Here is a 26,377-nt window from a genome sequence, read left to right on the forward strand (position 1 = left end):
GCATGCAGAGCACCTGGCGCCGCAGCCATCGCTGGATCGGTCGGATGGATAAATATCTGGTACGGCATGTTTCCCGTTTCCCCGGCGGCGGGCACGACGACTTCTTCCGCAGGCTCTCGGCCGCAGCCAATCATGGAAAGCTGTGGATGGGGGCGGCCGCCGTCATGGCCGCCTTCCCGGGGAAGCCCCGCCGCGCGGCGCTCCATGGGCTGATCGCACAGGCTGTGGCATCGGCGGTCACCAACATGGGCTTCAAGACCCTTCTTCCCCGGGCACGTCCGCTGCCAGAGCACCTCCCGGTCTTCCGCTTCGTCCACCCTCAGCCCACGAGCTCCTCCATGCCCTCGGGGCACTCAGCCTCGGCAGTGGCCTTTGCTACCGGCGCGGGCCTGATCCACCCGGCACTGGGGGCCGTTCTAGCCCCCGTTGCTGCCGGCGTTGCCTACTCCCGCGTGCATACAGGCGCGCACTGGCCCTCCGACGTCGTGTTTGGATCTGCGCTCGGCGCCGGGGCGGCGCTGGTGACCCGTAAATGGTGGCCGGTTAGGCCTCCGATCCCGGATACAGCACGGGCCTGGACTGACGCCGCGGAACTGCCCGGCGGTGAAGGCCTCAGCATTGTGGTGAACACCTTAGGCGGATCGTTCAAAGAGGAAACTGCGGATGCTCTGCGGGAGGTATTCCCCAAAGCGTATATAAATGCCGTCCAGCCGGAGGCGGATCTCCGCCAGGAAATCGAAGAGACGCTGAACCACCCTGGTACAAAAGCGTTGGGCGTGTGGGGCGGTGACGGGACGGTGGGCGCTGCCGCTGCGGCCGCCGTCGAACATTCCCTTCCCCTGCTGGTGCTGCCGGGCGGCACGCTCAACCATTTTGCCCGCGACGCCGGAACCGGGAGCCTCAAGGAGGCAGTGCTGGCCGCTAATAATGGCGAGGCGGCGTTGTCGGATACCGGCCTCGTAGAGGTGGAGAGGGGACTTCCGGACGAGCCCGAAACGTCGCACCTGCTGATGCTGAACACCTCCAGCATCGGGCTATACCCCAACTTCGTCAGGCGCCGCGAGCAGCTGACACCGGCGCTGGGCAAGCCGCTGGCAGGCGTCGTGGCCATGTTCCGTACCTACGCGGCGGGTACGCCGGTGACCCTCGCGGTGGATGGCGTCCGGCACCGGGTGTGGATCGCCTACCTGGGGCGGGGCCGCTACTATCCGCGGGACCATGCGCCACTGCTCCGCCCGGTCCTTGACGACGGTGTCCTGGATGTCCGGCTTATCACCGCCGATGAACGCTTTGCCCGGATCCGGCTGCTGTGGTCCGTCGTGACGGGGACTGTGTCAACGTCGCGCATCACCCATCTGCGGGAGGCCACCGAGGTGGAGATCGACGCTGGCGGGGCACCCATGGCGCTGGCCGTAGACGGTGAGGCTTTGGCCGGCGTGCGGAGGGTCCGGTACCGCGTGACGCCGAGATCGCTCATCTACTACTCGCCGCGGCCGTTGAAAGGAAACCAACCATGATTGAGGCTCAGGACCTGACGAAGGTGTACGGCAGCAAGACCGCCGTGGCCGGAGCGAATTTCACAGTGGAACCGGGTCGGGTGACGGGCTTCCTGGGCCCGAACGGCGCCGGAAAATCCACCACCATGCGGATGATTATGGGGCTGGACCGGCCGACGTCGGGCAGCGTGACCGTCAATGGCGTGCCCTACGCCCGGCACAAGGCGCCGCTGCGTGAGGTGGGTGCGCTGCTGGACGCCAAGGCGGTTCATACCAGCCGCAGCGCCTACAACCACCTGCTGGCCATGGCCGCCACGCATGGGATTCCCAAGGCCCGGGTGCACGAAGTGATAGAGATGACTGGATTGGAGGCGGTGGCGCGGAAGAAAGCCGGCGGATTCTCCCTGGGCATGGGGCAGCGCCTCGGTATTGCCGGAGCCCTGCTCGGCGACCCGCAGGTGCTGATCCTGGATGAGCCGGTGAACGGCCTGGACCCCGAGGGAGTGGTGTGGGTCCGTAACCTGGTGCGCTACCTGGCCGGGCAGGGGCGCACGGTGTTCCTCTCGAGCCACCTGATGAGTGAGATGGCGCAGACGGCGGACCACCTGATTGTGATCGGCCGCGGCCGGGTGATTGCCGATGCCCCCATCCGCGACATCATTAGCGGCAAAGGCCAGGCGCGGGTCCGGGTGCGGACCGAGGAGCCGGAACGGCTGGCGCCGCTGCTCACTGCCGAAGGTGCCGCGGTTGAGTCGCCGGAGCGCGAGCTGCTCGAGGTCACGGGGCTGGATCCGCGAGCCATCGCCGCCGCAGCACTGGCGCACCAGGTCATGGTCTACGAGCTCACGCCGCTGGTCGCCAGCCTCGAGGAGGCCTACATGGAACTGACCAAGGACGACGTCGAATACCACTCCCTGCCCGCTGCGGAGGTGAGCAAATGAGCACTACCACTGACCGGGCCATGACCGGCCCGAGCTTCCTCCGCGTGCTGAGGTCTGAAGGAATCAAGTTCCGCACCCTTCTTTCCACGCTGGTCCTGATCGCTTCCACGGCGGCGGTGATGGTGGGCTTCGGCGCACTGTCCGCCTGGGGCACGGGCCAGTTCGCCGATGCGGCCACGAGGGACCCGCAGGCAGCGGCCCGGCTGGCGGCCCAGGGCGGCGATCTGGCAGTCAGCGTGCCCACTTCAGGGATCGCCTTTGCCCAGCTGATCCTTGGGTCCCTGGGCGTGCTCCTCATGAGCTCGGAGTTCTCCACCGGCATGGCCCGTTCCACGTTTTCCGCGGTGCCGAAGCGCCTTCCCGCGTTCGCGGCCAAACTGGTGGTCGTTACAGTGACGTCCTTCGCCGTCACCGCTGCTTCCACCTGGGTGGCCGGCCTGGTGGCCGTGCCCATTCTGGACAACTATGGGCTCAAGCTGGACCTGGGCAGTTCCCAGTCCCTGAAGCTCCTTCTGGTGAGCAGCGTCTACGTTGCGGCTGTTGCAGCGATCGGCCTGGCGCTGGGCACGTTGCTCAGGAACTCCGCCGGCGGCATCATGACCCTGGTGGGACTCTTCTTCGTGGCACCCATTGCCTTCCAGCTGATCCCCGGCGAGTTCTTCGAGGAGACCCGCAAGTATCTGCCAGGCAACACGGTTGAACCGTTGACGGCCGTGGAGCATGTGCCGGAGACCCTCGAGGCATGGCAGGCCGGACTGGTTCTGGGCGCGTGGGTCGTGGTTCCGCTGGTGCTCGCCGCGGTGCTGCTTAAACGCCGGGACGTGTAGGCGGCTGGCTAGACTCGTCACCATGCCCAACCACCGCTCAGCTGCCGCCCACATCCAGGACCTCGGCGCGTATGTCAGCGCGTCGCCGTCGAGCTTTCACGCCGTTCACGAGGCGGCCAGGCGTCTCACTGACGCCGGGTTCACCCGGCTCGACGAGCTGGAGCCGTGGGAGGCAGGAGAGGGATCCTTCTTCGTGGTCCGCGACGGCGCGCTGGTGGCGTGGGTGGTGCCGCAGGGTGCCGGGCCCACCACGGGGTTCAACATCCTGGGCGCGCACACCGATTCGCCGTCCTTCAAACTCAAGCCGAAGCCCACCATGGGCGCGTTCGGCTGGCTGCAGGCGGGGGTGGAGGTGTACGGCGGGCCGCTCCTGAACTCATGGCTGGACCGGGAGCTGCAGCTGGCCGGCCGGCTCGTGCTGCGCGACGGCACCGAGCACCTGACCGCCACCGGCCCCATGCTCCGCTTCCCCCAGCTGGCGATCCACCTGGACCGGGCCGCCAACGAGGGCCTCGTGCTGGACAAGCAGCGGCACATGAATCCGGTATGGGGACTGGGCAACCCCGGTTCGGCGGACGTCCTGGCAGTGCTCGCCTCGCACGTGCAGGATGCCGCGGTGGATCCGGCGGACATCGGAGGGTACGACGTCGTCATGGCGGACACGCAGGCACCTGCGGTTTTCGGGGGTGAGGGGGAGTTCTTCGCGTCAGGGCGCCTGGACAACCTTTCCTCCACGCACGCCGGGCTGGCGGCGCTGATCGCGCACGCGGCGTCACTGCTTCTTTCCCCGGGCGCCCCGATCGCGGTGCTGGCAGCGTTCGACCATGAGGAAATCGGTTCCAACTCGCGTTCCGGCGCATGCGGTCCATTCCTCGAGGACGTCCTGGTGCGCATCTCCGACGGCCTCGACGCGACGGCGGGCCAGCGGCGGCAGGCGATGTCGGCGTCGTTCTGTGTTTCCGCGGACGCCGGCCATGCCGTGCACCCGAACTATCCCGAGCGGCACGACCCCGCCAACCACCCGGTTCTCAACGGCGGCCCGCTGCTGAAGATCAACGCCAACCAGCGGTACGCCACGGATGCCCCGGGTGCCGCGTTCTGGGCGCGGCTGTGCGCGGAGTCCGGCGTGCCGTACCAGGAGTTCGTGTCCAACAACGTGATGCCGTGCGGGTCCACCATTGGCCCGCTCACCGCCACGCGCCTGGGGATCCGGACGGTGGACGTGGGCATCCCGCTGCTGTCCATGCACTCGGCGCGCGAGATGTGCGGGGTGGAGGACCCGGCGCACCTGGCGGCAGTGGCGGAGCTGTTCTTCCGGACGGCCGCGGTCCCTCCTCAGTGATTGTCCTGCGCGAAAACCTGTACGTCGTTTTCGTGGGCTGGAACGCCCACCCACGTTTCGCCGTCCGGCACGTTGCTTAGAACGGCGGCCCCCATCCCCACCGAGGCGTAATCGCCCACGGACGTGCGGTCACGCACACTGGAATGCATGCCCAGACAGGCGGCACGGCCTATCCGGACGCCGCCGCCCAACGAAACGCCGGCGGCGAAGGTTGCAAAATCCGCTACGTCGTCATCATGCGAAAAGGTCACCGACGGCATCGCGACAACATGGGCGCCCAGCGTCACACCTGCGGTGAGGGTTACGTTGCGGAGGAGGATGCTGCCCCGCCCTACACGGCATCCCTCCGGGTATTGGACAGAGGGGTCAATCGCCGTCGCATACCGGGATTCCTGGAGTCCCAGCCGGGCGAGCCGCTCGACTACAGCCTGCCTTCTCCGGCCGGAACTCATGCACACGAGCAGGAAGGCATGAATGAATTTGACCGCATCGTCAATGCCGCCCAGGACCGGTGCCCCGTCCACCGTCACGCCGGCCAATTCCTTGTCGTCGTCCAGCAGCCCCACAATGTCGTACTGTCCACTGCTCCGCACCATGGCGAGCACCTCCCGGGCCAGTCCGCTCGCTGAGATCAGGATCAGTTCACTCATGGCGTCACCGGCGTCGCTGCGTTTCGGATGACGTTGACCACGCGGTTGATACTGGCGGAGTCAAGCTCGTGGAACATCGGCAGGGCCACGGTGTGCTCGCTGAGCCGTTGGGTGTGTGGGAGCCTGACGTTATCAGTACTCCGCCACCGGAAGGCAGGCTGCCGATGGCAGGCAGGGGAGCCGCGCCGTGCCGATATGCCGGCATCGGCAAGCTTCGACAACAGGCGCTCCCTGCTGGCAGGGAAGCCGGGCAGAAGTTCTAGCCACAGTGTCTGGAAATTAGTGGTGCCGTAGGGTGGGTCGGCCACCAGTCGGAGGAACTTGAGGTTCTCGAGGGCTCTTGAGTAAGCCGCCGCAATTGTCCGTCGCCGGTCCACCATCTCCGGGAGTCGTTTGAGCTGGACAGTCCCAACGGCCGCCTGAAGGTCTGTCATCCGGTAGTCATACCCGACCTCCACGCAAACCTTCCGGGGAGAGAGGAAGGCGTCACGGGAAGGGTCTGGAACGCTGATTGCATGTTCGCGCAGCATGCGTGCCCGGGCTGCCCAGTCCGCCCGGTTCGTGGTGAGCATTCCGCCTTCACCTGTTGTAAGGATGCTGGTGCGATGAAAAGACCAGACGGCTACTTCGGAGCCGGTTCCGACCGGCCGGTTCCGATACTTGGAGCCTGCCGCGCAGGCTGCGTCTTCAATGACGGTTATTTCGTGCTTGTCGCACAGCAGGCGGATCTGCTCGAGGTCAGCCGGGACTCCAGCGTGGTCCGCCACGATGACCGCGCGTGTATCGATTGTGATTGCGGCATGAATGGTTTCAGCCGTCACATTGCCGGTGGCAGGATCAACGTCGCAGAAGATTGGGCGGGCCCCCACGTAGGTCACCGCATTTGCCGCGGCGATAAAGGAGAGGGAAGGCACCACAACGTGATCCCCTCGGCCAACGCCGGCGATTAGCAGCGCCAAGTGCAGGGCGGCGGTGCAGCTCGAAGTGGCGACTGCGTGGCGGGCCTCCTGTGCCCCCGCGAAAGCGTCTTCGAACTCTCTTACCCGGGGGCCCTGGCTGAGGCGCCCCGAGGCGATGACGGAAGCAAGGGCAAGGCTCTCTTCATGTCCGAGCCAGGGTTTCGTCACGTCGATGCGGGCGAGTGCTGTTTCCACCCTCATGGCTTCACGGCCTTTCCGGCAGCGACCGGCGGTCGAACAGGCGACGCCATGCCCTCCCTGCTGCAGCTGACTGCCACCGCGTCGAGCATGGCGAGCACGCGCAGTGCTGACGCGTCAGGTGATGCGAGTCCGTCCGCTTCGCGAATACGCCGGGCGAATTCGGCTACGAGATGGGTCTCCTGGCCATGGATCGCGGCAGGAAATGATTCCGTATTCCAGGGCTGCCGGGATTCACGCCAGTGACCGGGAAGCGTGCCAGTATCCCACCCCGGCTTCGAGGCGACCACGGAGAGCTGGTTCCCGGGCCGCATGCCATCCCACAAAACAGTCAGCCGGGAACCTGCGATGACCACCTGGTGCCTTATAACGCAACTCAGCCTATTCACATACAAATGGGCCAGGGCGTCATTGCCAAGCCTGAAATTGATGTGGCCCACGCAGTCACGGCCCGTTCCCAGAGGATCTCCTCCAAATGCCGAGACTTCCCGGGAATTCAAGCCCTCGGGAAGCACACGATCCAGGATGGCCAGGCTTTCCGGCGCCAAGTCCCAAAACACGTCCCGTTGTGCGGGGTCGGGAAGTGTCCCTGTCCGTACGACATCGACGAACAGGAGTTCCCCAAGTGAGCCGCTAAGGGTGAGCGTTCTCAGGTGTTGGACCGCAGGGGTAAAGGAATGGGCATGGTTGGCCATGAGGACGACGCTGTTGGACTGTGCTTCTGCAACCAGTTCCAGGCCGCGTTCCAGGCTGTCTGCCAGTGGCCTTTCAACCAAGGCATGCTTACCGGCCCGCAGGGCTGTCATTGCCGTTCCGTGGACGAAACGAAGCGGTGTGGCAACCGCAACCGTGTCCAGCGGCACGCAGTCCAAGGCTTCGTCGATGGTTCCGAAGTGCGGGGCGCCGCCAAGCTTCCTGGAAAGCTCTGCGGCCCGCATGGCATCCGGATCGCAGATGGCGGCCAGGTTCCAGTCGCGGCTTTCCTGCAGCGTGCGGGCAAGCCTGCTTCCCCGCACACCCGCTCCGATGACGGCGATGCCCAGTCTGCCGGCTTCGTCGGCCCTCCCGATGGACTTTTCAGCGTCCGCATTCATCGTTCGTCCTCCTGCTCCTTGGTCAGTAGGCGCCGGCGGGCCGGAGTATCACGCGGAACGTTCGCCAGACGATCAGCAGGTCACCGGCGATCGACCAGTTTTCCACGTAGTAAAGGTCCAGGCGTACGGCTTCGTCCCAGTCCAAGTCCGAGCGGCCATTGATCTGCCACAGCCCCGTGAGGCCGGGCTTGATCAATAGACGGCGAAGAGCGTGCCGCCCGTAGCCTTCGACTTCGCTGGCGAGCGGAGGACGCGGACCAACCATGCTCATGTCGCCCATGACGACGTTCCACAGCTGCGGCAGTTCGTCCAGCGAGTACTTTCGCATCCACCGCCCGCAACGGGTAATCCGTGGATCGTGATGCATTTTGAACAGGACTCCTGCTCCTTCGTTTTCCTTCTCCAGACCGGGCTTGAGGGCTTCCGCATCAGCGACCATGGACCGAAACTTGAACATCCTGAACGTCCTGCCGTTCTTTCCCACGCGGTCCTGCCGGAAAATGACGGGGCCCGGGCTGTCCAACCGGACAATGACGGCCAGGACCAGGAACAAGGGAGCCAAAGCCACTAGAGCACAGCCCGCCGTGGCTATGTCCATGACCCTTTTCAGGCTGTGCTTCGCACCCGAATACTGCGGTATGTCCACGTGCATAAGCGGCAGGCCTTCCACCGGCCGCCAGTGGATGCGAGGGCCCGCCACGTTGGTGAGAGTGGCCGCCAGAACCATTTCCGCCGCGCATTCTTCCAACTTCCAGCCCAGTTCGCGGATAAAGCTATTCCCGCCCGGCAGCGGTCCGGCGACGATAACTGCGTCAGCCTGAACCAGGCCTGCCGTCCGGGCGATGTCGTCGGTAGATGACAGAACTGACACGTGATGATCGTCAACTCGGAACTTCGCCCCCCGGCGTGCCCCGGGGAGGCATACACCGAGCACCTCATACACCACGCCGGACTTCTTCTCGATCTGGTGGACGACATAGCGGACGTCTTCAGGTTCGCCTACCACGATGGCCCGTGAGAGGTGGTGGCCCTTGGCCTTTTCCAAAGCGAGCCTCCGCCGGAAGACCCAGCGGTTCGCAGTGAGAGCGCAGATGCCCAGTGGAAGAGAAACCGTGATGAGCGCTGCTCCGCCCTCAACGGAAAAAACGACCGAGGCAATGGCCACGGCTGCAAATGTCCGGAATGTCGCGGTGCCGACGAGCTTGTACTCGTGCGCGCCGACACCGAGCACCTTCGAGTCCCGGGTGCGGTGGACCCCAAGGGCTGCCATCCACAGCAGGGCAACTCCGGCGCTGGCAGCGACCCCGATGTCCGTGGTTCCGGTTCCGGTGCCCGTGGGGCCAGCGGGAAAGGACACCGGGCCGGCAGACAGGTAGCCGGCCAGGACCGCCAGCGCGACCAGGACAGAGTCGGTGAGGCGCAGCAGGTTGATGTGGGTGGAGATCCATTCCGCTGATTCTTTTCGACTTAGCGCTGGTCGTGTTTCCGCCCCTACAGACTGGACCGGCCGTATCTCCCGACGGAGGACCTCTTGCTGGCCCCGTGCCACAGATACGCCTGTCATTCTGACCCCTTCCCGAGTGTCTGCCGGCACTGGCACCGTGAAGCAAACTTAGCTTCAGCGCCGCATTAGGGGTCCAATACCAAAGGCAGGCTGTGGGTCCGTTTAAGGATCATTGTGGAAAATGCGGGTGCCCGCCGAAGCCGCCGGCGAACGTCTAGTAGAGGGGCAGTGCGTAGGGCTCCGGGGAGCTCTGCTGTTTGTTTGCCGCCAGGGCGGTCAGCTGCGCCCGCGATTCAACTCCGAGCTTGCGGTAGATCGCTGTCAAGCGCACCTCGACCGTCCTGACGGAAACAAAAAGCGTGGCCGCGATCTCTTTGTTGCGCATTCCACGCGCCACCATCGTTGCAAGTGCCCGTTCATGGTCGGCAAGCATCAGCAGGGCTGGATTTCCCTGGGGGTTGGCAGGTTCCACCCGCTCGTCGAGCAACAGCGCGTCGATGTGCTGGACCCAGGCATACGCCCCTATTTCGTCGAACATCACCTTGGCCCGCATCAGCGCGTCACGCGCCTCCCGGACCCGTCCAAAGGCGTTCAAACGCTCCGCGTAACACATCAGAGTCCGGGCGCGTTCGAGTACAGACTCGCGGCCGGGCCTGGTCTCGAGGGCTTGCGTGAAGAGCTGCAGGGACTGTTCGCCGTCCGCGAGCATGGCCCGGCTCCGGGTTATTGCCATGATGAGCCACGGTGAGCGCAACCCTACTGACCGGCTTTCCAGTCGGAGGAGGGTCTGTGTAGCCTCGCGGTGCCGGCCCAGCCGGATCAGCACCTCCACCAAGTCAGGCTCACATCTCAACAACGAAGGGTTGCCGAAGCCCATGCCGATCTCCGTCGCCCGGGACAACTGGGCCAAGGCCTCGGCCAGGTCACCCCGCAGGAGTGCAAAGTGGCCCTGCCAGGCAGCCAATTGGGCGGTGAGGGCAGGGTGGCTTGCGGCGCCAATGTAGCGCTGAGCGTCTGCAGCGCAGACCTGCGCCGATGCCTCGTCCCCCATTGCATGGGCGCGCCAGAGCCGGAAGACGTGCCGGAGCCCGCGGTGATACTTGATCCCATCGTCGCGGCGTTCGATCTCTCCGATGAGATTGACGGCGGCGCGGACGTGGCCGGCCCGGATTTCATTGTCCGCTGCAAGGAGGGCGGCCGTCTCCCGCCAGTTGACCCCATACGCTTCAGTGGAGTTGAGAACCATCGTGAACGCCTCGTTCGCCGGGCCGTAGCGCTCCGCGTAGCTGAGGGCACGACCCTGGACCAAGAGACTGGGCAGCAGCGCATTTCCGGGCGGTTCATGCATCCGGCCGAACGCCCCCGATTCGCCCCTGATGGACTCGACAATCAGCTTTGCCCGTTCGCTGATTGCCAGGCATTCAGGCGACGCCGAGCCTTGGAATTCAGGGTAGCGGAGAAGCTCAACCGCATCCACTAGTTCCCAACGCTCAGCGAAATAAAGGGCCGCAAGGGACAGCAGGGTGGCGGCATAGGACGGGTCGTGCCGGCCGAACTCCTTCACGAGGCGCAGTACCATGCTGGAGCGCACCGGAGCGCCTTGCATAAAGGCGATCTCGAAGGACAGGCCTGTCAACCTCAGGACCAGCGCCGGATTGCGGGTGACCCGCTGCGCCCATTCAAGGTAGCGCTGGGCGTAGGCGAGATGGCCACGGTTAAACAGCAGTTCGGCTACGGTTGTCAGACGTGCCGCTGTCTCCGCTTCCCAGGGGTTGATCGTCAGGGCGCGTTCGACATATTCCAGCGCGAATGGCACTTCTCCAGCCCGAATCAGGTCAATGGCGTGGCGCAGGAGGCCAAAAGCTGTCTGCCGTTCGAGGCCGGTGAAGCTGAGGTGCCACCGCCTGCCGTAGGAATCTGTGTCTTCCGCGGCTTCGGCCAGTGCGCGATGATCCGCAGTCCGGGATGCCGGTGGCGTCGCGGCAAAAACATGCCCCCGCAGCAGTTGGTTGGATATCTGAAGGCAGGACCCGGATCGGCTCACCACGCCGCTGGTGAGCAACTCTTCCACGCCCGCCCACACGTCGGGGCAGATCTTTTCAAGCGTGGTGATCTCGCTTCGGTAGGAAAGCGACAGCAGCTCCAGCACCCGGCGGGCGATGGGGGAAAGACCGCCCAGCAGCATTGCGAACTCCCCCTCGAAACAGCACTGGCCGGGCAGCGGTACGGGCAGCGCATACTCCCCCTCCGCCTGCCGTTCCAGCAGCCGCTGATAAAGCTCGACGGCGGCAAGGGGGTTCCCCTGGGCAACTGCGGCAACTGCATGGGCGGATGCCGGCGTTGCGTGGGATGCAGGGATCGCTTCCAGCATCAGGACCAAGTCGTTGTGGCCGAGCGCCTCGAGCTGCAGGACCGGCAAGCCGCTGAACGCGGTGCCCGGAACGTCGGTACGGAGCCCCACGAATAAGGCGATGTCCGTGCCGGCCAGGCGGCGGGCCAGAAATCCGATCACAGCCTGGCTGCCCGGGTCCAGCTGGTCGGCATCATCAATCACGATGACCGTCCGGCATGACGACCGCTGGTGGACTGCGTTGAGGAGCATGATGGAAACGGTCGCTACGTCCATTGAGCCCGTGGCATCTCTCAGAACTTCCTCGGCAACCCGGTTCAGGACAGGGTCATCCATGCCGTTGAGCAGAGCCGTCAGGCCGGACAGCGGCCACTCGGACTCAGAGGCACTGGCGCCAAGGAATACCGTCCGGCAATCGCATATCGAGGGAATTTCGGCGAGCAGGGCAGACTTTCCGGCGCCCCGCGGACCCGCCACGGCGAGAGCGGAATCCCGAGGCCCTCGAATCACGGCAAGAATGCGGTCCAGTTCCTTGCTTCGACCAACCAACGACATAGGGTCCCCACTCATCGAAGAAGGAGACCGATGCTGTCTTCGTACGTTGTTAAGACCCTTGCAGCCATTGGCCTGGCCGTTCGGGCCTATTTTTTCCTGGCCGCTTCGTTGCGTCCAGCGCGGTACCCAGCCGTCACGTCAATATAGTGGGCAAACACATGACGCACCAGCGAACTCCGGGCCCCCGAGTACTCTATTTTCGGCGCTCTACTACTTGGATTCTTGGGCGACCGGGCACGCTTCAGTGGGCGCCAGGAATCCGACGTCAGTGGCTTGCGCCCCGTTATCCACATACCCGCATCCAGGCAGGACGCGGGTCCGGCATGGGAGATAGGCTCGAGTCAAGCGCGAATCGCCTTACACGGTCCACATGGACTAAGATAGTGAAGTCTGTGCTGCGTCCTGCCTCCGTTCCGGTGGCCGGCCATGGCACGGAATCGCAAATGAACCTCCTGTTACGGAAATGCCGTAACCGCTTAGCCCAAAGGAGGTGGGTTCACATATGCGTCCTTACGAATTGATGGTAATCATCGACCCCGAGGTCGAAGAGCGTACCGTTGAGCCGTCGCTTCAGAAGTTCCTGAACGTCATCACCAACGATGGTGGAACCATCGAAAAGGTTGACATCTGGGGCCGTCGTCGCCTGGCTTACGACATCAAGAAGAAGTCCGAAGGTATCTACGCCGTGGTGAACTTCACCGCTACGCCGGAAACCGCCAAGGAACTTGACCGCCAGCTGTCTCTTAACGAGACCATCATGCGCACCAAGATCACCCGCCCCGAAGAGCAGAAGGTTGTTGCTGAGTAGTTCAGCACCATCTTCATTCTTTACTCCCGCAGGAAACGTACTCTTCAACCAGGAACCAAGGAGGCAATAGATGGCAGGCGAAACCACTATCACGGTCGTCGGTAATCTCACCAATGACCCGGAACTGCGGTTCACCCCGTCCGGTTCGGCAGTAGCGAACTTCACCATTGCTTCCACCCCGCGTACCTTTGACCGCCAGTCCAACGAGTGGAAGGACGGGGAAACCCTGTTCCTCCGTGCGTCTGTCTGGCGCGAAGCAGCCGAGAACGTCGCCGAATCCCTGACCAAGGGCATGCGCGTGATTGTGACCGGCCGGCTGAAGAGCCGCTCCTACGAAACCAAAGAAGGCGAAAAGCGCACCGTTATCGAGCTTGAGGTCGACGAAATCGGCCCGAGCCTGCGCTACGCCAATGCCAAGGTCAACCGTACCCAGCGCTCCGGCGGTCAGGGCGGCGGCTTCGGTGGCGGCAACGGCGGCGGTGGCTTCGGAGGCGGCAACCCTGGTGGAAACCAGGGCGGTAACTCCGGTGGCGGCTGGGGTGGCGGCAACAGCCAGCAGTCCGGCCAGGACGATCCCTGGGCTACGCCCGGTGTCTCCAACGCCGGGGGCTGGGGCAACGGCCCCGACTCCGAACCTCCCTTCTAAAAAACCATTATTAAGGCCCGACGCCGGGACCGCCCGGGTGCCTAAGGCACCCAAGGTGGCTGCCGCCGTCGGACCACCACCATCCCGTGGATCAACATCCACGGGCTCCCTAGAATAGGAGCTCCACGATGGCTAAGGCTGAACTCCGTAAGCCCAAACCAAAGTCCAACCCCTTGAAGGCCGCTGACATCACTGTCATCGACTACAAGGACGTAGCATTGCTGCGCAAGTTCATCTCCGACCGCGGCAAGATCCGCGCCCGTCGCGTCACCGGCGTTACGGTCCAGGAACAGCGCAAGATCGCACAGGCAATCAAGAACGCCCGCGAAGTTGCCCTGCTGCCTTACTCCGGCGCTGGCCGCGGCTAAGGAAAGGGATTAACTAACATGGCAAAGCTCATTCTGACCCACGAAGTTACCGGTCTCGGTGCTGCTGGCGACATTGTCGAGGTCAAGGACGGTTACGCACGTAACTACCTGCTGCCCCGCAACTTCGCCCTGACCTGGTCGAAGGGTGGCGAGAAGCAGGTTGAGTCCATCAAGGCCGCCCGCGCCGCCCGCGAGCACGCTTCCCTGGAAGACGCTCAGAAGCAGGCTGCTGCACTCTCCGCCAAGCCGGTCCAGCTGGTTGTCAAGGCAGGTGAGACGGGCCGCCTGTTCGGCACCGTCAAGCAGGCCGACGTTGCTGACGCCGTCGAGGCCGCCGGCCTCGGCCGCATCGACAAGCGCAAGGTTGAACTGCCGGCTCACATCAAGTCGGTCGGTTCCTACCAGGCCAACGTCCGTCTCCACGAGGACGTGTCCGCAGTGATCGACCTCAACGTGGTTGCTGGCAAGTAGTTCTTACTGCTGCACGCGGAAAACCCCCGTCGCCGGATTCCGGCGGCGGGGGTTTTCTCATGTCCGGGAATACTTCCGGCGGGGCGCAGGTTCTCCATGTAGATGCAAATGCATATAAGCCCGAGCAAGCACCAGGAGCGCCCCATGGAAACCCGCCGCATCACCGTTCTGTCCGCCGGCCTCGGCGTCCCGTCGTCGAGCCGCCTGCTGGCTGACCAGCTCGCCACGGCAGCCGAAAGGCAGCTGTCGGCAGCGGGTTACGCCGTGCAGGTGGAGACGGTCGAACTGCGCGATCTTGCCGTGGACATCGCCAATAACTTCGTGACCGGCTACGCGGCATCGAGGCTGGCCGAGGTGATCTCCGGCGTCGAGGCATCCGACGGCATTATCGCCGTGAGTCCGGTCTTCAGTGCCTCCTACAGCGGCCTCTTCAAGTCCTTCATGGACGTTTTGGACCCCCAGGCACTGGACGGCAAGGCGGTGCTGCTGGGCGCTACCGGCGGCACCGACCGACACCAGATGGTGCTGGACTACGCCATGCGGCCGCTGTTCACGTACCTGCGCGCCCGGATCGCCGCCACGGGCGTCTTCGCGGGGCCGCAGGACTGGGGCGCCGCGGACGACGGCGGCTCCTTGCTTTCGGCGCGCATCGACCGGGCCGCGGGGGAGTTCTCAGGGCTCCTGGAAGGGGCGCAGCCCAATCGCAAAAAGGCCCCCGCCGAATCCCTGCCGTTCGAAGAACTCCTGGCAGGCATCAGCGGAGGCCGGTAAGCGGCGCAGGCTGTATGGGCGCTAGGAAACCTGGAGGCCGCCGTTGATGTCGTAGGTGGCCGCCGTGATGAACCCGGCGTCCTCGCCCATGAGGAAGGACATCAGGGCAGCCATCTCGCCCACGGTCCCCACCCGGCCCACCAGGATGTCGCGGGACATTTCCTTCTTGCGCTCGTCCGTGAGGGTGCCGCCCATGATGTCGGTATCCACCGGACCCGGTGCGATGGCGTTTACGGTGATGCCGTGCTCGCCCATTTCGCGGGCCAGTGCGCGCGTAAAGCCGATGATGCCGGCCTTGGCCGAGCTGTAGGCCACCTTGGAGTAGGTGCCGCCGCCGCGTTGGGCGGAGATGGAGGAGATGCTGACCACGCGCCCGAGCTTCCGGTCGATCATGCCGCCGAGGACACGCTGGGTGACAAGGAACGTGCCGGTCATGTTGATGGCAAAGACACGCTCCCAGCCCTCCTTGGTTTCCTCCATGAACGGCCGCGGCGAGCTGATGCCTGCGATGTTGGCCAGGCCTACAATCGGCGGCAGCTCGGCCTCGACGCGGCTAATGGCCGCATCGATGGAGGCCTCGTCGGAGACGTCGGTCCGGAGGCCAATGGCCTGGACGCCGTGGCGTGCGGCAATGTCCTTCGCCGCCTGCGCGGCAGCTTCGCCGTCGATATCGAGGATGGCGATGCTCCAGCCCTCGCTGGCCAGGCGGTCCGCGGTGGCGCGGCCGATGCCGCGCTCTGAGGCTGCACCGGTGAGTACCGCGGTGCGCTGGGCGGGGAAAGTTGCCGTTTCGGTCATGCTGTTTCAGCTCCTGTGTTGGGTTCCTGGTTATTGATGAAGCGGGCGTAGTCGTCGTACGTCTGGTTGATGTGGTCTTCCATCGCCTTGCGCGCCGTTTCCGGCTTACGGGTCTCGATCGCGGCCAGCACCAGGTGGTGGTGCTCGATGGCGTGGCGCTGCACCTCCACGAAGGCGGATGTTTCGCGGCGCGTGGAGTAGAGCAGGTTTCCCAGCTGCCCCAGCAGTGCCGGCAGGAAGGGGTTGGCAGAGGCGCGCAGCACCGCGTCGTGGAATGCGAGGTCGGCCACCGTAACGCGGTCCAGGTCGCCTGCCGCGTGCGCGTCCTCCAACTCCCGGATGGACTCGTGCATGGCAGCCAGGTGTTCCGGTCGGGCATTCTTGGCGGCGAGCTCCGCGGAGCCGGTTTCCACCATCCTGCGGACCTCAAGCAGGCGCAGCGCCACCTCGTCCCCGCCAGTGCCGCGGGATGCGGCCCGGAGGATGGCTTCCAGACCGGTCCACTCTTCCACGGGATTCACGAATGTGCCCAGGCCGCGGCGCACCGCGACGATGTTCTGCGCCTGCAGCGTCTTCAGCGCCTCCCGCACGGTCAGGCGGCTGACGTCCGCCTCCCGGGCGATCTCCGGCTCGGACGGCAAAGGCTCGCGGGGTTTGAGTTCGCCGCTGAGGATCCGCTCCAGAAGGTCCTCAAACACCGCAACCGCCAGCGTATTCCGGCTCATCCACGCACCTCCATCGCTGCACTTGTCAGATGTCTTATGTGCAAGTAGTGTGGCACCAGTCACTCGTTGGAGTCAACTCGTTGCAGAAACGTCGCGGCCCCTTCGAGGAGCGGCCGGGCACACCGTCCGGCTGTCCTTTCCCAAGGAGTAAATCAACGTGGATCTACAACTCTTACTTGCGCTGGTCCTGGGCATCGCGACGATCGTCGTCCTGGTCCTGCGCACCCGCCTCGATGCCTTCGTGGCATTGCTCATCGCCTCACTGGTCACGGGCCTGGTGGCCGGCCAGTCCGCCCTGGACATCACCAAGGCCATCACCACCGGTTTCGGCAACACGCTGGCCTCCATCGGCATCGTGATCGGCCTCGGCGTCGCCATCGGCAAGATCCTGGAAGTTTCGGGAGCCGCCAACGCGCTGGCCTTGGCCTTCCTCCGCCTCTTCGGCAAGGGCCGGGAGCCGTGGGCTTTGGGAACGGTGGGCGCCCTCGTCTCCATCCCCGTATTCTGCGATTCCGGCTATGTCATCATGAACCCGTTGGCGCGCTCCATTGCCCGGGTCAAACGTGCCGGCTACGTCACGCTTGCCCTGGCGCTCGGCTGCGGCATGACCCTGACGCACCACCTCGTGCCGCCGACTCCCGGCCCGCTCGCCGTCTCCGGCCTCCTCGGCGCCGACCTCGGCGCAGTGATCCTCACCGGCCTGGCCTTCACCGTCCTGCTGCTGCCCATCGTGGTGGCCTACGCCAAGTGGATCGGTCCCAAGCTGGAGTCCTCCGTCAGTGAGGAAGTGCGCACTGCCGTTTACGGCCGCGCCGCGCTGGTGGGTGCGGGCGAGGGATCCCGCAGCGGTGGTTCGGCAGGGGTCGCAGATTACGACGGCGGCACGGACCATGCAGCCGATCTCGCCGACGATTCCGACGTTGATCTCGGTACCCGGCCGGCAGGTGCCAAGCCGCACCGCGTAGGCGCCTTCCTGGCATCGCTGCCGCTCCTGGTGCCGCTGCTGCTGATCGTGCTGAACACGGTCACCGGCGCCATGGACCAGAACGCCCAGGGCGTTGTGGGCGGTAAGTACGAGCCTTCCGACTGGGTAGTGCCCTTCGCGTTCATCGGCAACCCCGTCATCGCGCTGACCATCGGCGTGCTGCTGGCGGTCTACGTCCTCCTTCCGCGCTGGACCCCGCGCAACAAGGTCCAGCACTGGTTCTCCGAAGCTGCCGCCTCTGCGGGGCTCATCCTGCTGATTACCGGCGCCGGCGGCGCACTGGGCCAGGTGCTGCGCACTTCAGGCGTAGGCGACGCCCTGGCCGAGGCCATCGCTGCTACCGCCCTGCCGGCCTTCCTGGTCCCGTTCCTCGTGGCCACCTTGGTCCGTCTGGCCCAGGGCTCCGGCACGGTGGCCATGATCACGGCAGCCTCCGTCACCGCACCTTTGGTGGGCACGCTCGGCATCGATCCGCTGGTGGCCGCCATCGCCTGCACCGCCGGCTCCATGATCCTGAGCTACTTCAACGACTCCTACTTCTGGGTAGTCACCCGGTTCACCGGCCTGGACGGTACCGCTGCGCTGCGCGGCTGGTCCGGTATCACCACGGCCGTGTGGGCAGGCTCGATTCCGCTGCTGTTCATCCTGAACCTGGTGATGGGCTAGCGAAAACCAGGACTAACGCCGCGGCCCCCGGAACTGCAGAGTTCCGGGGGCCGCGGCGTTCCTAGTCCTCCAGGAGGGAGATGAACTCCCTGGCCTGGACCAGTGTGATGTCCGAGTGCCGGCTGAGGGCCGCCGCAGCGCCTTCCAGGTCGCCACTGCGGGCCAAGGTGCGGATCCTGCCGTAGATCTCGTCGTTGAGCATGTTGCTGCTGACTTCCCGGGTCACGTCGCCCTTGCTGGCAATGGCACGGTACCGGTAGGGGAACCGCTCGGGTTCGTCCTCGTCCTCCTCGACGGCGGGCGGCGAAGTTTCGGGGCTTCGGTAGGGCTGCGGGTGGGCGGCCAGGGCGCCGACGGCGTCCCTGGAGGCGCGCAGGCCGGCTCCGCTGATTTCGTAATACAGCTTGATGGCCGCCATGGCCTGCCCCTGGGCGATCAGGGCGTACAGCCTTCGGTGCTCGTCCTCAGAGAGCTTGGCGGCAGCGGCCCGGGCCAGCTCCACTGCGTTGGGGGCAGGTACCGGCGGGCCCGCGACTGACTTCCGCCTCGCCGCTGCGCGGGCAACAAGCAGTACCCCCGCAGCCACTGCCAGGAGGATCAGGACAGGGACCACAAGCGTTTCACCCATATTCCAAGCTTAGGCCAGCCAGGGTTATCCACAGCAATATTCACTGGGCTGCATGGATGATGGCCCTCCATGCGCCGCCCGGCATCTGTCCGGTCCTCCGAGGGCATGTAGAGGGTCGGGGACTGGCGGAACGACCCGCCGAGGAGTGGTCAGCCCCTCCTTCACACTGTCCGGAGCCGCCTCCGGTTGTGGATGAAATTCCACAGAAGAAATATTTACTCCACAGACTGGAATGGATGTATCCGCAGGTCAGCGCGATATTAGGCGGCAAACTTTTTCCTTGTCCACAGCCTTTCCCACAGACTGTGCACAAGCTATGCCCCGTAGTGCACAGGTTATCCACACGTTGTCCGGCCTTCCGGCTTTGCAGGGCATCGAAGGGCGGCTACCGTTGCGGGGTACCCGTTTTCCACTGCCGTGCGCGCGCCCCACAAAGCGGTCTGCGGCACCTGTGAAGGACCGGCGAAGCGACCCCTGTGGAAAACCTGTGGACACTGGGGATAACCATTCCCGCCTCCGGTCTGCGGCCGTTGTCGGTGCAGGCGGGTATACCTGTGCAGGTAGGGCGGGCGTGGAGAACCAGAGGCGGGGATCCGGGGCCGGCCCGGCAGGATGGACAACTATCGGCGCCCCCGGGGCCGGTACAAATTGAGGACGGCAGCATTGTCAATCGCGCACTTGGATACGGTCGAGACCACCCGGGGATCGGACGCGGGCCGGAAGCCTCCCCAGGATATCGCCGCCGAGCAGTCCGTCCTGGGCGGCATGATGCTTTCCAAGGACGCGATCGCTGATGTGGTGGAAATCCTTCGCGGACAGGACTTCTACCGGCCAGCTCACGAAACCATCTACGAAGCCATCATCGACCTCTACGGCCGCGGTGAGCCCGCGGATGCCGTGACGGTCTCCGATGAGCTGACCAAGCGGGCCGAGATCAACCGGATCGGCGGCCCGGCCTACCTGCACGAACTCATCCAGACCGTTCCCACGGCTGCCAATGCCGGTTATTACGCGGAAATCGTTGCCGAACGGGCTGTACTCCGGCGCCTTGTGAATGCCGGCACCAAGATCGTCCAGCTGGGCTATGGCTCGGACGGCGAAGTGGAGGACCTGGTTAACCAGGCCCAGGCGGAGGTCTACGCCGTGGCCGAACGCCGCACCGCAGAGGACTACGTGGTCCTCAAGGACGTCATGGAATCCACGGTGGATGAGATCGAGGCGTCCGGCCACCGCGGGGAAGGCATGACCGGCGTGCCCACCGGCTTCTATGAACTGGATGAGCTGACCCACGGCCTGCACCCCGGCCAGATGATCGTGATCGCGGCCCGCCCGGCCGTCGGTAAGTCGACGTTCGCACTGGATTTCGCACGCTCCGCGGCCATCAAGAACAACCTCTCCACCGTCATGTTCTCCCTCGAAATGGGCCGGAACGAGATCGCCATGCGCCTCCTGTCAGCTGAGGCCACCATCGGGCTGCAGGACCTCCGCAAAGGCACCATCAAGGACGAGCAGTGGTCCAAGATCGCCACCACCATGGGCCGGATGAACGACGCGCCGCTGTTTATCGACGACAGCCCCAACATGTCCCTCATGGAGATCCGGGCCAAGTGCCGCCGCCTGAAACAGCAGCATGACCTGAAGCTGGTCATCCTGGACTACCTGCAGCTCATGAGTTCCGGTAAGAAGGTGGAGTCCCGCCAGCAGGAAGTCTCCGAATTCTCGCGTGCCCTCAAGCTCCTCGCCAAGGAACTGCAGGTGCCGGTCATCGCGCTGTCCCAGCTGAACCGTGGTTCGGAGCAGCGCCAAGACAAACGTCCCATGGTGTCGGACCTCCGCGAGTCCGGCTCCATCGAACAGGATGCGGACATGGTCATCCTGCTGCACCGCGAAGACGTCTACGACAAGGAGTCTCCGCGCGCCGGAGAGGCCGACATCCTCGTGGCCAAGCACCGTAACGGCCCCACCAAGGACATTGTCGTGGCCTTCCAGGGCCACTACTCCCGGTTCGCCAACATGGCCGGAGACGCCGGCGGCGGCGGCTTCTAGGCTTCGCCCGCCTGCGCCAGCAGGTGGTTCGGAAGCCTGTTGCCCGGTGCAGTTCCGCGGATTTCCAGCAACTCGAGCGCGTGCGCGTGCAGCCGCCTGTCCTCCTCGCTGACCGGCACCCAGGCGGGCACCGGCACTGAGGTGCCTTCGTCGTCGCGCGCCACCATGACGGTGAGGCAATAGGTGGTGAGCTGAAGCTCACCGCCCTTGGGGTCGCCCGAGCGGACATGGACGGCGATATGCATCCCCTTGGTGCCGGTGTAGACCAGGCGCGCCTCCACCTCAACCACGTGGCCAATTAAGAGGGGCCGGTAGAAGCGGACGCCGCCCGAGAACACCGCGACGGTGTCCCGGCCGCAGTAGCGCGAGGCGCAGACATAGGCGGCCTCGTCGATCCACTTCATCACGATGCCGCCGTGGACCTTGCCGCCCCAGTTCACGTCCGTGGGGGCCGCCATGAACCGCAGGGTCACCCGTTCGGCGGTGCCGGCGTCGGTATATTCCTGACGGTTCATGGCTTCGACGATTTGCTCGCGCACCTTGATGCGCGCCAGGGCATGGTCGCGCTCCTCGACTTCCTGCGGAGTGCGTGGTGCAAACTGGGGGACGGGGACGGGCTTTCCGTCCTCGCCGACAGCAACGAAGATCACCAGGCACTGGCTGCGCATTCTTGCCGGTCCGCCCTTGGGATCCCCGGAGGAGACCACGGTGCGGATGTGCATTGAAGACCGGCCGGTGTAGACGATGGTGGCTTCCACCTCCACCATGTCGCCGCTGTTCACGGGGTCGGCGAAGTGGATATTGCCCACGTAGGCGGTGACGCAGTAGGACTTGGCCCAACCGACCGCGGCGGCGTATGCGGCCTTGTCCACCCATTCGAGAACGGTCCCGGCGTCGACGGATCCGCTGTGGCCCACGTCCATGGGCGCTGCCAGGAAGCGGAGGGTCACGGAGTTGGCCGGGCCGGTCTCAGTCATGGTGCCCACTGTAGAACGTGGTCCCGCTCCGCCCCACTTGTGACGCTCTCTCACTTGATGCGCTTTAAGCCGCAACGCTCTCTCACTTCGCAGCCGAAAGACGGCCGGAAGTGAGAGAGCGTTGGCCCACCACTGCCGCTAACTGAGAGAGCGTCGGGTGTTGGGGGCGTTAAGTGAGAGAGCGTCGGGTGGGGTTACGCGAGGACGGCCAGCTTGGACTGCGAGCGGCCGAACAGTGCGCGGTCGACGGACACGCGGCCGGCGCCGGTCAGGGCCAGCACGAAGGCTGCTGCGCCGAGGAGGAGGACCAGCTCGTAGCCGCCCTTGTCTGCGTAGACGCCGGCGCCGGCGTGGACCAGGAAGAGGGCGCCGAGCATGTCGGCCACCAGGAGGGCGGCGACAACGCGGGTCAGGACGCCCAGGATCAGGGCGATGCCGCCGGCGAGTTCCAGCACGGCGATGACGGGAGCTGCCACCTCGGCCGCCGGGATGCCCATCTTAGAGAAAGCAGCTTGGGTGCCGGCAATGGTCCATTCGTTGAACTTCTGCCAGCCGTGGGCTGCGAAGAGGAAGCCGAGGACGATGCGCAGGGCGGTAATAGCGGTGGTGGTAAGGCTCGATTGGTTCATACTTCAAGTATTCCACCAATCGTTGAAGTGTCAACTAACGTGACGTGGACACAGTTTAAGCTGGCAGCGTGCCCACCCCGTCCCACACCACAGCGCCGCCCGCCCGCCGCCATGCCCGGGACATACTGCGGCTTGCCGTTCCGGCCTTCGGCGCCCTGGTAGCTGAGCCGCTTTTCCTGCTGGCGGATTCGGCCATCGTGGGCCATCTCGGCGTGGCTCAACTGGCAGGCGTTGGCCTGGCGACCGCGGTGCTGCACACCGCCGTCGGACTTATGGTGTTCCTCGCCTACTCAACCACCCCCGCCGTTGCGCGCGCCGTGGGGGAGGGGCGCATGGACAAGGCGCTCGCGGCTGGACGCGACGGCGTATGGCTGGCCCTGGTCCTGGGTTCGGCCCTCGCCGTGGCCGGCCTTACCGCTGCCGGACCGCTCGTGGACCTTTTGGGTGCCGAGGGGGAGGTGCGGGTCTTTGCGGTGGAGTATCTCCGCTGGTCGATGCCCGGACTCGTGGCCATGCTGCTGGTCTTTGCGGGGACCGGCGTGCTTCGCGGGCTGCAGGACACCCGGACCCCGCTGGTGGTGGCCACCGCAGGATTCGGGCTGAACATTGTCCTGAACTTCTGGCTGGTCTACGGCCTGCACTGGTCCGTGGCGGGTTCGGCCGCCGGCACCAGCGTGGCCCAGTGGGCCATGGCCCTGGTCTATGTGCTAATGGTGCGGCGGTACGCCGCCAGCCAGGGCGTCACGCTGCAGCCCTCGTGGCGCGGTGTCCGTGCGATGGCGGGGGTCGGATCGTGGCTGATGCTCCGGACCCTCAGCCTGCGCCTGGCGATCCTTGCCACGGTCCTGGTTGCCACGGCGCAGGGCACGGTGAACCTTGCGGCCCACCAGCTGGCCCTGACGATCTTCTCCTTCCTGGCCTTCGGACTGGACGCCTTGGCCATCGCCGCGCAGGCGCTCATCGGTAAGGAACTGGGTGCCGGCCGCGCAAAACATGCCAGGCTCCTGACCCGGACCATGACCCGCTGGGGCATCGGCATGGGCATCGTTACGGGCATGCTGCTGGCCGCTGCTGCGCCTTGGGTGGGCCGTCTTTTCAGCCCGGATCCGCAGGTGCAGTGGGCGCTCGCCATGGCACTGTGGGTTGTCGCGGTGGGGCAGCCCGTGGCCGGATACGTGTTTGTGCTGGACGGAGTGCTCATCGGCGCGGGCGACGCCCGCTACCTTGCCCTCGCAGGCCTGGTCAACGTTGCCGCGTACGCTCCGCTGCTGGGCGCTGTAGCACTGTCCGGCGCCGCCGGACCGGCCGGGCTGGGCTGGCTCTGGGCCGCCTTCGCACTTGGCTACATGGCGGCCCGGGCCCTGACCCTGGGGTTCAGGGCCCGGTCCGACCGGTGGATGGTCTCCGGCGCGGGCGCACTAAACTGAACCGGTGACACAACCACTGACACCATCCGGTACGACCGCCGGTACCAACCCCCGGGCGGACCTCTGGAAGCCCGTCGTGCTCCGCTCCGCAGCGGCACTGGTGTTCGGCGCGGTGACGATCTTCTGGCCCTCTCCCTCCATCGAAGTGATGGGCTGGGCCGGGGGTCTCTACCTGCTGGCCACCGGCCTGACCGTCCTGCGGGGCGTCCCGGCGGCGGGATTCGCCCCGAAGTCCACCCCGGGGAAGCTGCTGTCCGCCGCCGGTTCCGTGCTCGCCGGAGCGGGCTTCGCCGTCGTACTCCTGAATGGTGACCTGCTCTACGCTGTGATCGCCGCGCTCGGCCTGGGCGTTGCCGGAGCCCTGGAATTGGCGTGTGGCCTGAGGTTCCGCGGCCGGCATCTCCTGGCGCGCGACTGGATCGCCTCCGGCGTCATCGGACTCGGAACGGCTGCGGCCCTGCCCTTCTTTACCGCACTGGGCGCGCATGCGCTGCTGGGCGTCACTGGGGGCGGCGCGATCATCTCGGGCGTCCTGTGGATCCTGGCCGGACTGACCCTGCGGCACGATGCCCGCGGCACTGCGGCGAAGCCGTAAACTAGGAAGGACCCGGTTCTACTTCCTGTAGAAACAATGCCGGGAACCACATCACGCAATCCAGGCTGGCCACGCGCCGCCTGCAGGGAGGAATCACCGTGGCAGACCAGCATCCAGGCAAACCGCGCAACCTGCGGACCTCGGTGAAGGGGCCGCTGATGTTCTCCGCATTCTGGGGCGTTGTGGCGTTCGTGGCCGTCCTGATTTTCGCGTCGGGCGGCAGCGCCCGCGAGCCGCGTTTCGACCTCGCGTTCACCGGCGCCGGCATCGCCTTCATCGTCACCCTGGTGATCGCGGCCATGCTCTCCATGAGCTACAAGGAAAACGCCGAGCACCTGGGCAAGGGCTCTGGCGTGAACCTCTCCTCGAAACGCCCCGCCCACGGTTTCGGCGCCCAGGGCGGACAGGAGCCGCCGGCAGCGTCCGACGGCGGCGCCTCAAGTCCCGCTGACCGCTAACCCTCCCAGCTTCATGGGGTTCACCCCGAGTTCGGCCATGACGTACCACGCTGTCGCGCCGACGTGTTGGATCTGGAAGTAGCCGAACCCGAATCCGGAGTCGATCAGGCTGGAAGCGGCGACGAGCCCTCCCGGCGCCAACGGTGTACCACCAACATGTTGGTTTCCCCCCAGCTCTGCCTGGGCTCTGCGAAGCTCTTGGAGCAGCTGGTTGGCCCGGGCACGGTCCCGCGGGGCGCGGCGGTCAGTCAGCGCGGTGGCCAGCTGCGCGGTGCCTTCGAACCAGACGCCGTTCGGGGCGACCTGGCGGTTGTTGTAAACGGCCGTCGAAGTGAGGCTGGCCGAGCTGAACGTCACTCCGGAAACGGCGAAGCCGGCTGGCAGCTCGGAGAACTCTGATGTCGCAGCGTCCGTTGTGCCTAGTGTCCGCTCCGCCCAGTCGAGGGACCCTGCGAAGCGTTGCTCCTGTAGCGTGAGCCAGCTCCAGGTCTGCGGGTCCAGCGGGAGGGGATGACGGTTGATTGTCGACCCGTCGTTGGAGCCGGTGTAGAAGAAACCCTCCGCCGGTTCCCACATGGCTTCAACCAGGCGTGACGCCCTGTTGGCCGCTTCGAGCCAGCGTGCGTCACCGTCGACCTGGTGGAGCATCGTGAAGAACGCCACCGAGTCGATGTTGTGTTCCGTCGAGACGTTGGGAATCCGCTGATCCGCGGCGTCGACGCCAAAGCTGAATCCGCCAAGGGTGCCTTCGTTGATCGCCCGGGTGGTGATCCAGTCCGCGATTCGCTGAGCGCCCCTAAGATATGACTTCTCTCCTGTGGCTTCGTGGAGCTGTACCAGGGCAATTCCGGGCCAGGCCATGTCCCCGACTGCTGTCCCGAGGAAGCCGAACTGCCAGCCGATGTTGGCCGTCCCATCAGGCTGAACCAGGCCGTGCTCGTTCCGGGTTCCGTCGTAGAAGGTGTACGGCCCAACGTTGTAACCCTGGCGCAGCCGGCCGTCGCTGTGTGCCGGATCGTGGGTCTGTGCATAGAGGAGACCGTCACCGATGGTCCGGGCCAGGTCGAGCCGGCCGGCGGGGATGGCTGCAACGATCGCAAGTGCCGAGTCGTAGACGAAGGCGGTGGAGAACAGCCCCAGCTCGTCGGCGTAGCTCTGCGGAAGCCTGGGCTGGTGGAGGGTCTCCGCGTAGGCACCGGTCATCGAGTCGAGGAAGTTCAGCGCACTGCGGACTGGTGGTTGCCGGTGCGGGCGGGTCCGGGGCAATCCGTTAGCGGCTTGGGCCATGGCTGACGGCGCGGCGAAGGTGGCCAAGCCCGCCGAAGCTGCAATCAGCAGGGTGCGGCGGGCCAGTTGCCGGGGGGTGGGACTGATGGTCATGGGGACTCCGTCGTCGAGATGAATGTCCCGACAGAGCCTAGGTGGAAGCGCTCCCATGGTCAAGAGTCCGACGCTTGGCGGGT

Annotated in this window: 25 protein-coding genes; 14 read left to right on the forward strand and 11 right to left on the reverse strand. The window is 65.4% G+C overall.

Annotation, left to right across the window (positions count from 1 at the left end):
• The first annotated feature begins 2 nt into the window (after positions 1 to 2).
• Genes ACIQC0_RS11040 through ACIQC0_RS11055 form a run of 4 tightly spaced genes read left to right on the forward strand, consistent with a single transcriptional unit; the run spans position 3 to position 4,606 of the window.
• Positions 3 to 1,517 (forward strand): bifunctional phosphatase PAP2/diacylglycerol kinase family protein, encoded by a 1,515-nt coding sequence (locus tag ACIQC0_RS11040; RefSeq protein ID WP_400534907.1) that lies wholly within the window; start codon positions 3 to 5, stop codon positions 1,515 to 1,517.
• On the forward strand, positions 1,514 to 2,437 hold the full coding sequence (locus tag ACIQC0_RS11045; protein WP_400534909.1) for an ABC transporter ATP-binding protein: 924 nt from the start codon (positions 1,514 to 1,516) through the stop codon (positions 2,435 to 2,437). Before ACIQC0_RS11040 ends, ACIQC0_RS11045 begins: the two co-directional genes overlap by 4 nt.
• Positions 2,434 to 3,264: an ABC transporter permease gene (locus ACIQC0_RS11050; protein ID WP_377216344.1), complete on the forward strand. Its 831-nt coding sequence runs from the start codon at positions 2,434 to 2,436 to the stop codon at positions 3,262 to 3,264. The genes ACIQC0_RS11045 and ACIQC0_RS11050 overlap by 4 nt, the downstream gene beginning before the upstream one ends.
• Positions 3,265 to 3,286: 22 nt before the next feature.
• Entirely contained in the window at positions 3,287 to 4,606 is a 1,320-nt protein-coding gene (locus tag ACIQC0_RS11055; protein ID WP_400534911.1) for a M18 family aminopeptidase, read from the forward strand.
• On the opposite strand, the gene ACIQC0_RS11060 is transcribed toward ACIQC0_RS11055, so the two are convergent.
• The 5 genes from ACIQC0_RS11060 to ACIQC0_RS11080 all read right to left on the reverse strand — a co-directional run bounded on the left by ACIQC0_RS11060 (position 4,600) and on the right by ACIQC0_RS11080 (position 11,931).
• A complete protein-coding gene (locus ACIQC0_RS11060; protein WP_400534913.1) occupies positions 4,600 to 5,256 on the reverse strand; it encodes a NeuD/PglB/VioB family sugar acetyltransferase in 657 nt (218 codons plus the stop codon). The two genes, ACIQC0_RS11055 and ACIQC0_RS11060, sit on opposite strands and share 7 nt — an antisense overlap.
• Positions 5,253 to 6,416 carry a DegT/DnrJ/EryC1/StrS family aminotransferase gene (locus ACIQC0_RS11065; RefSeq protein ID WP_400534915.1) on the reverse strand — a complete coding sequence of 388 codons (1,164 nt, stop codon included), beginning with the start codon at positions 6,414 to 6,416 and terminating at the stop codon, positions 5,253 to 5,255. Before ACIQC0_RS11065 ends, ACIQC0_RS11060 begins: the two co-directional genes overlap by 4 nt.
• The gene (locus ACIQC0_RS11070) at positions 6,413 to 7,507 is read right to left on the reverse strand and encodes a Gfo/Idh/MocA family protein (RefSeq protein WP_400534917.1); all 1,095 of its coding nucleotides are present in this window, start codon (positions 7,505 to 7,507) and stop codon (positions 6,413 to 6,415) included. The genes ACIQC0_RS11065 and ACIQC0_RS11070 overlap by 4 nt, the downstream gene beginning before the upstream one ends.
• Before the next feature lie 22 nt (positions 7,508 to 7,529).
• Positions 7,530 to 9,071, reverse strand: a complete 1,542-nt coding sequence (locus ACIQC0_RS11075) for a sugar transferase (protein ID WP_377216332.1) — start codon at positions 9,069 to 9,071, stop codon at positions 7,530 to 7,532.
• Between the two features lie 154 nt (positions 9,072 to 9,225).
• Positions 9,226 to 11,931, reverse strand: a complete 2,706-nt coding sequence (locus ACIQC0_RS11080; RefSeq protein WP_400534919.1) for an AAA family ATPase — start codon at positions 11,929 to 11,931, stop codon at positions 9,226 to 9,228.
• Positions 11,932 to 12,418: 487 nt separating this feature from the next.
• Here ACIQC0_RS11080 and rpsF point away from each other — a divergent pair, with 487 nt between their 5' ends.
• From rpsF to ACIQC0_RS11105, 5 genes are all read left to right on the forward strand, one after another.
• Positions 12,419 to 12,724, forward strand: coding sequence for a 30S ribosomal protein S6 (gene rpsF, locus ACIQC0_RS11085; RefSeq protein WP_377216330.1), 306 nt, complete (start codon positions 12,419 to 12,421; stop codon positions 12,722 to 12,724).
• A 70-nt stretch (positions 12,725 to 12,794) separates the two neighbouring features.
• Positions 12,795 to 13,370 (forward strand): single-stranded DNA-binding protein, encoded by a 576-nt coding sequence (locus ACIQC0_RS11090; RefSeq protein ID WP_377216329.1) that lies wholly within the window; start codon positions 12,795 to 12,797, stop codon positions 13,368 to 13,370.
• 128 nt (positions 13,371 to 13,498) lie between these two features.
• A complete protein-coding gene (gene rpsR / locus ACIQC0_RS11095) occupies positions 13,499 to 13,738 on the forward strand; it encodes a 30S ribosomal protein S18 (RefSeq protein ID WP_003800144.1) in 240 nt (79 codons plus the stop codon).
• A gap of 18 nt (positions 13,739 to 13,756) precedes the next feature.
• On the forward strand, positions 13,757 to 14,209 hold the full coding sequence (gene rplI, locus ACIQC0_RS11100; protein ID WP_377216328.1) for a 50S ribosomal protein L9: 453 nt from the start codon (positions 13,757 to 13,759) through the stop codon (positions 14,207 to 14,209).
• Positions 14,210 to 14,353: 144 nt separating this feature from the next.
• Complete coding sequence (locus ACIQC0_RS11105) at positions 14,354 to 14,980, forward strand: FMN reductase (RefSeq protein WP_377216327.1); 627 nt, start codon at positions 14,354 to 14,356, stop codon at positions 14,978 to 14,980.
• 21 nt (positions 14,981 to 15,001) lie between these two features.
• Here the strand turns inward: ACIQC0_RS11105 and ACIQC0_RS11110 are convergent, their stop codons facing one another.
• Together ACIQC0_RS11110 and ACIQC0_RS11115 are read right to left on the reverse strand one after the other, a co-directional pair.
• A complete protein-coding gene (locus ACIQC0_RS11110; protein WP_377216326.1) occupies positions 15,002 to 15,778 on the reverse strand; it encodes an SDR family NAD(P)-dependent oxidoreductase in 777 nt (258 codons plus the stop codon).
• Positions 15,775 to 16,503, reverse strand: coding sequence for a FadR/GntR family transcriptional regulator (locus ACIQC0_RS11115; protein ID WP_400534923.1), 729 nt, complete (start codon positions 16,501 to 16,503; stop codon positions 15,775 to 15,777). Before ACIQC0_RS11115 ends, ACIQC0_RS11110 begins: the two co-directional genes overlap by 4 nt.
• A gap of 157 nt (positions 16,504 to 16,660) precedes the next feature.
• On the opposite strand from ACIQC0_RS11115, the gene ACIQC0_RS11120 reads away from it, so the two are divergent.
• Entirely contained in the window at positions 16,661 to 18,154 is a 1,494-nt protein-coding gene (locus ACIQC0_RS11120; RefSeq protein WP_400534925.1) for a GntP family permease, read from the forward strand.
• A 61-nt stretch (positions 18,155 to 18,215) separates the two neighbouring features.
• Here the strand turns inward: ACIQC0_RS11120 and ACIQC0_RS11125 are convergent, their stop codons facing one another.
• Positions 18,216 to 18,782 carry a hypothetical protein gene (locus tag ACIQC0_RS11125; RefSeq protein WP_377216323.1) on the reverse strand — a complete coding sequence of 189 codons (567 nt, stop codon included), beginning with the start codon at positions 18,780 to 18,782 and terminating at the stop codon, positions 18,216 to 18,218.
• A 663-nt stretch (positions 18,783 to 19,445) separates the two neighbouring features.
• Between ACIQC0_RS11125 and dnaB the strand changes: the two genes are divergently transcribed.
• On the forward strand, positions 19,446 to 20,828 hold the full coding sequence (gene dnaB / locus ACIQC0_RS11130) for a replicative DNA helicase (protein WP_377216322.1): 1,383 nt from the start codon (positions 19,446 to 19,448) through the stop codon (positions 20,826 to 20,828).
• On the opposite strand, the gene ACIQC0_RS11135 is transcribed toward dnaB, so the two are convergent.
• Both ACIQC0_RS11135 and ACIQC0_RS11140 read right to left on the reverse strand, forming a co-directional pair.
• Positions 20,825 to 21,805, reverse strand: a complete 981-nt coding sequence (locus tag ACIQC0_RS11135) for an acyl-CoA thioesterase (protein WP_400534927.1) — start codon at positions 21,803 to 21,805, stop codon at positions 20,825 to 20,827. The genes dnaB and ACIQC0_RS11135 overlap by 4 nt on opposite strands.
• Positions 21,806 to 21,999: 194 nt before the next feature.
• Positions 22,000 to 22,434 carry a DoxX family protein gene (locus tag ACIQC0_RS11140; protein WP_400534929.1) on the reverse strand — a complete coding sequence of 145 codons (435 nt, stop codon included), beginning with the start codon at positions 22,432 to 22,434 and terminating at the stop codon, positions 22,000 to 22,002.
• Between the two features lie 68 nt (positions 22,435 to 22,502).
• On the opposite strand from ACIQC0_RS11140, the gene ACIQC0_RS11145 reads away from it, so the two are divergent.
• The 3 genes from ACIQC0_RS11145 to ACIQC0_RS11155 all read left to right on the forward strand — a co-directional run bounded on the left by ACIQC0_RS11145 (position 22,503) and on the right by ACIQC0_RS11155 (position 24,914).
• Complete coding sequence (locus ACIQC0_RS11145; protein WP_400534931.1) at positions 22,503 to 23,861, forward strand: MATE family efflux transporter; 1,359 nt, start codon at positions 22,503 to 22,505, stop codon at positions 23,859 to 23,861.
• 4 nt (positions 23,862 to 23,865) lie between these two features.
• A complete protein-coding gene (locus tag ACIQC0_RS11150; RefSeq protein ID WP_400534933.1) occupies positions 23,866 to 24,456 on the forward strand; it encodes a hypothetical protein in 591 nt (196 codons plus the stop codon).
• A gap of 98 nt (positions 24,457 to 24,554) precedes the next feature.
• Complete coding sequence (locus tag ACIQC0_RS11155; RefSeq protein WP_377216317.1) at positions 24,555 to 24,914, forward strand: hypothetical protein; 360 nt, start codon at positions 24,555 to 24,557, stop codon at positions 24,912 to 24,914.
• Here the strand turns inward: ACIQC0_RS11155 and ACIQC0_RS11160 are convergent.
• A complete protein-coding gene (locus ACIQC0_RS11160) occupies positions 24,894 to 26,294 on the reverse strand; it encodes a Tat pathway signal sequence domain protein (RefSeq protein WP_377216316.1) in 1,401 nt (466 codons plus the stop codon). The two genes, ACIQC0_RS11155 and ACIQC0_RS11160, sit on opposite strands and share 21 nt — an antisense overlap.
• Between the last annotated feature and the right edge of the window lie 83 nt (positions 26,295 to 26,377).

Source organism: Pseudarthrobacter sp. NPDC092419 (assembly GCF_044755045.1).
Lineage (GTDB): Bacteria > Actinomycetota > Actinomycetes > Actinomycetales > Micrococcaceae > Arthrobacter.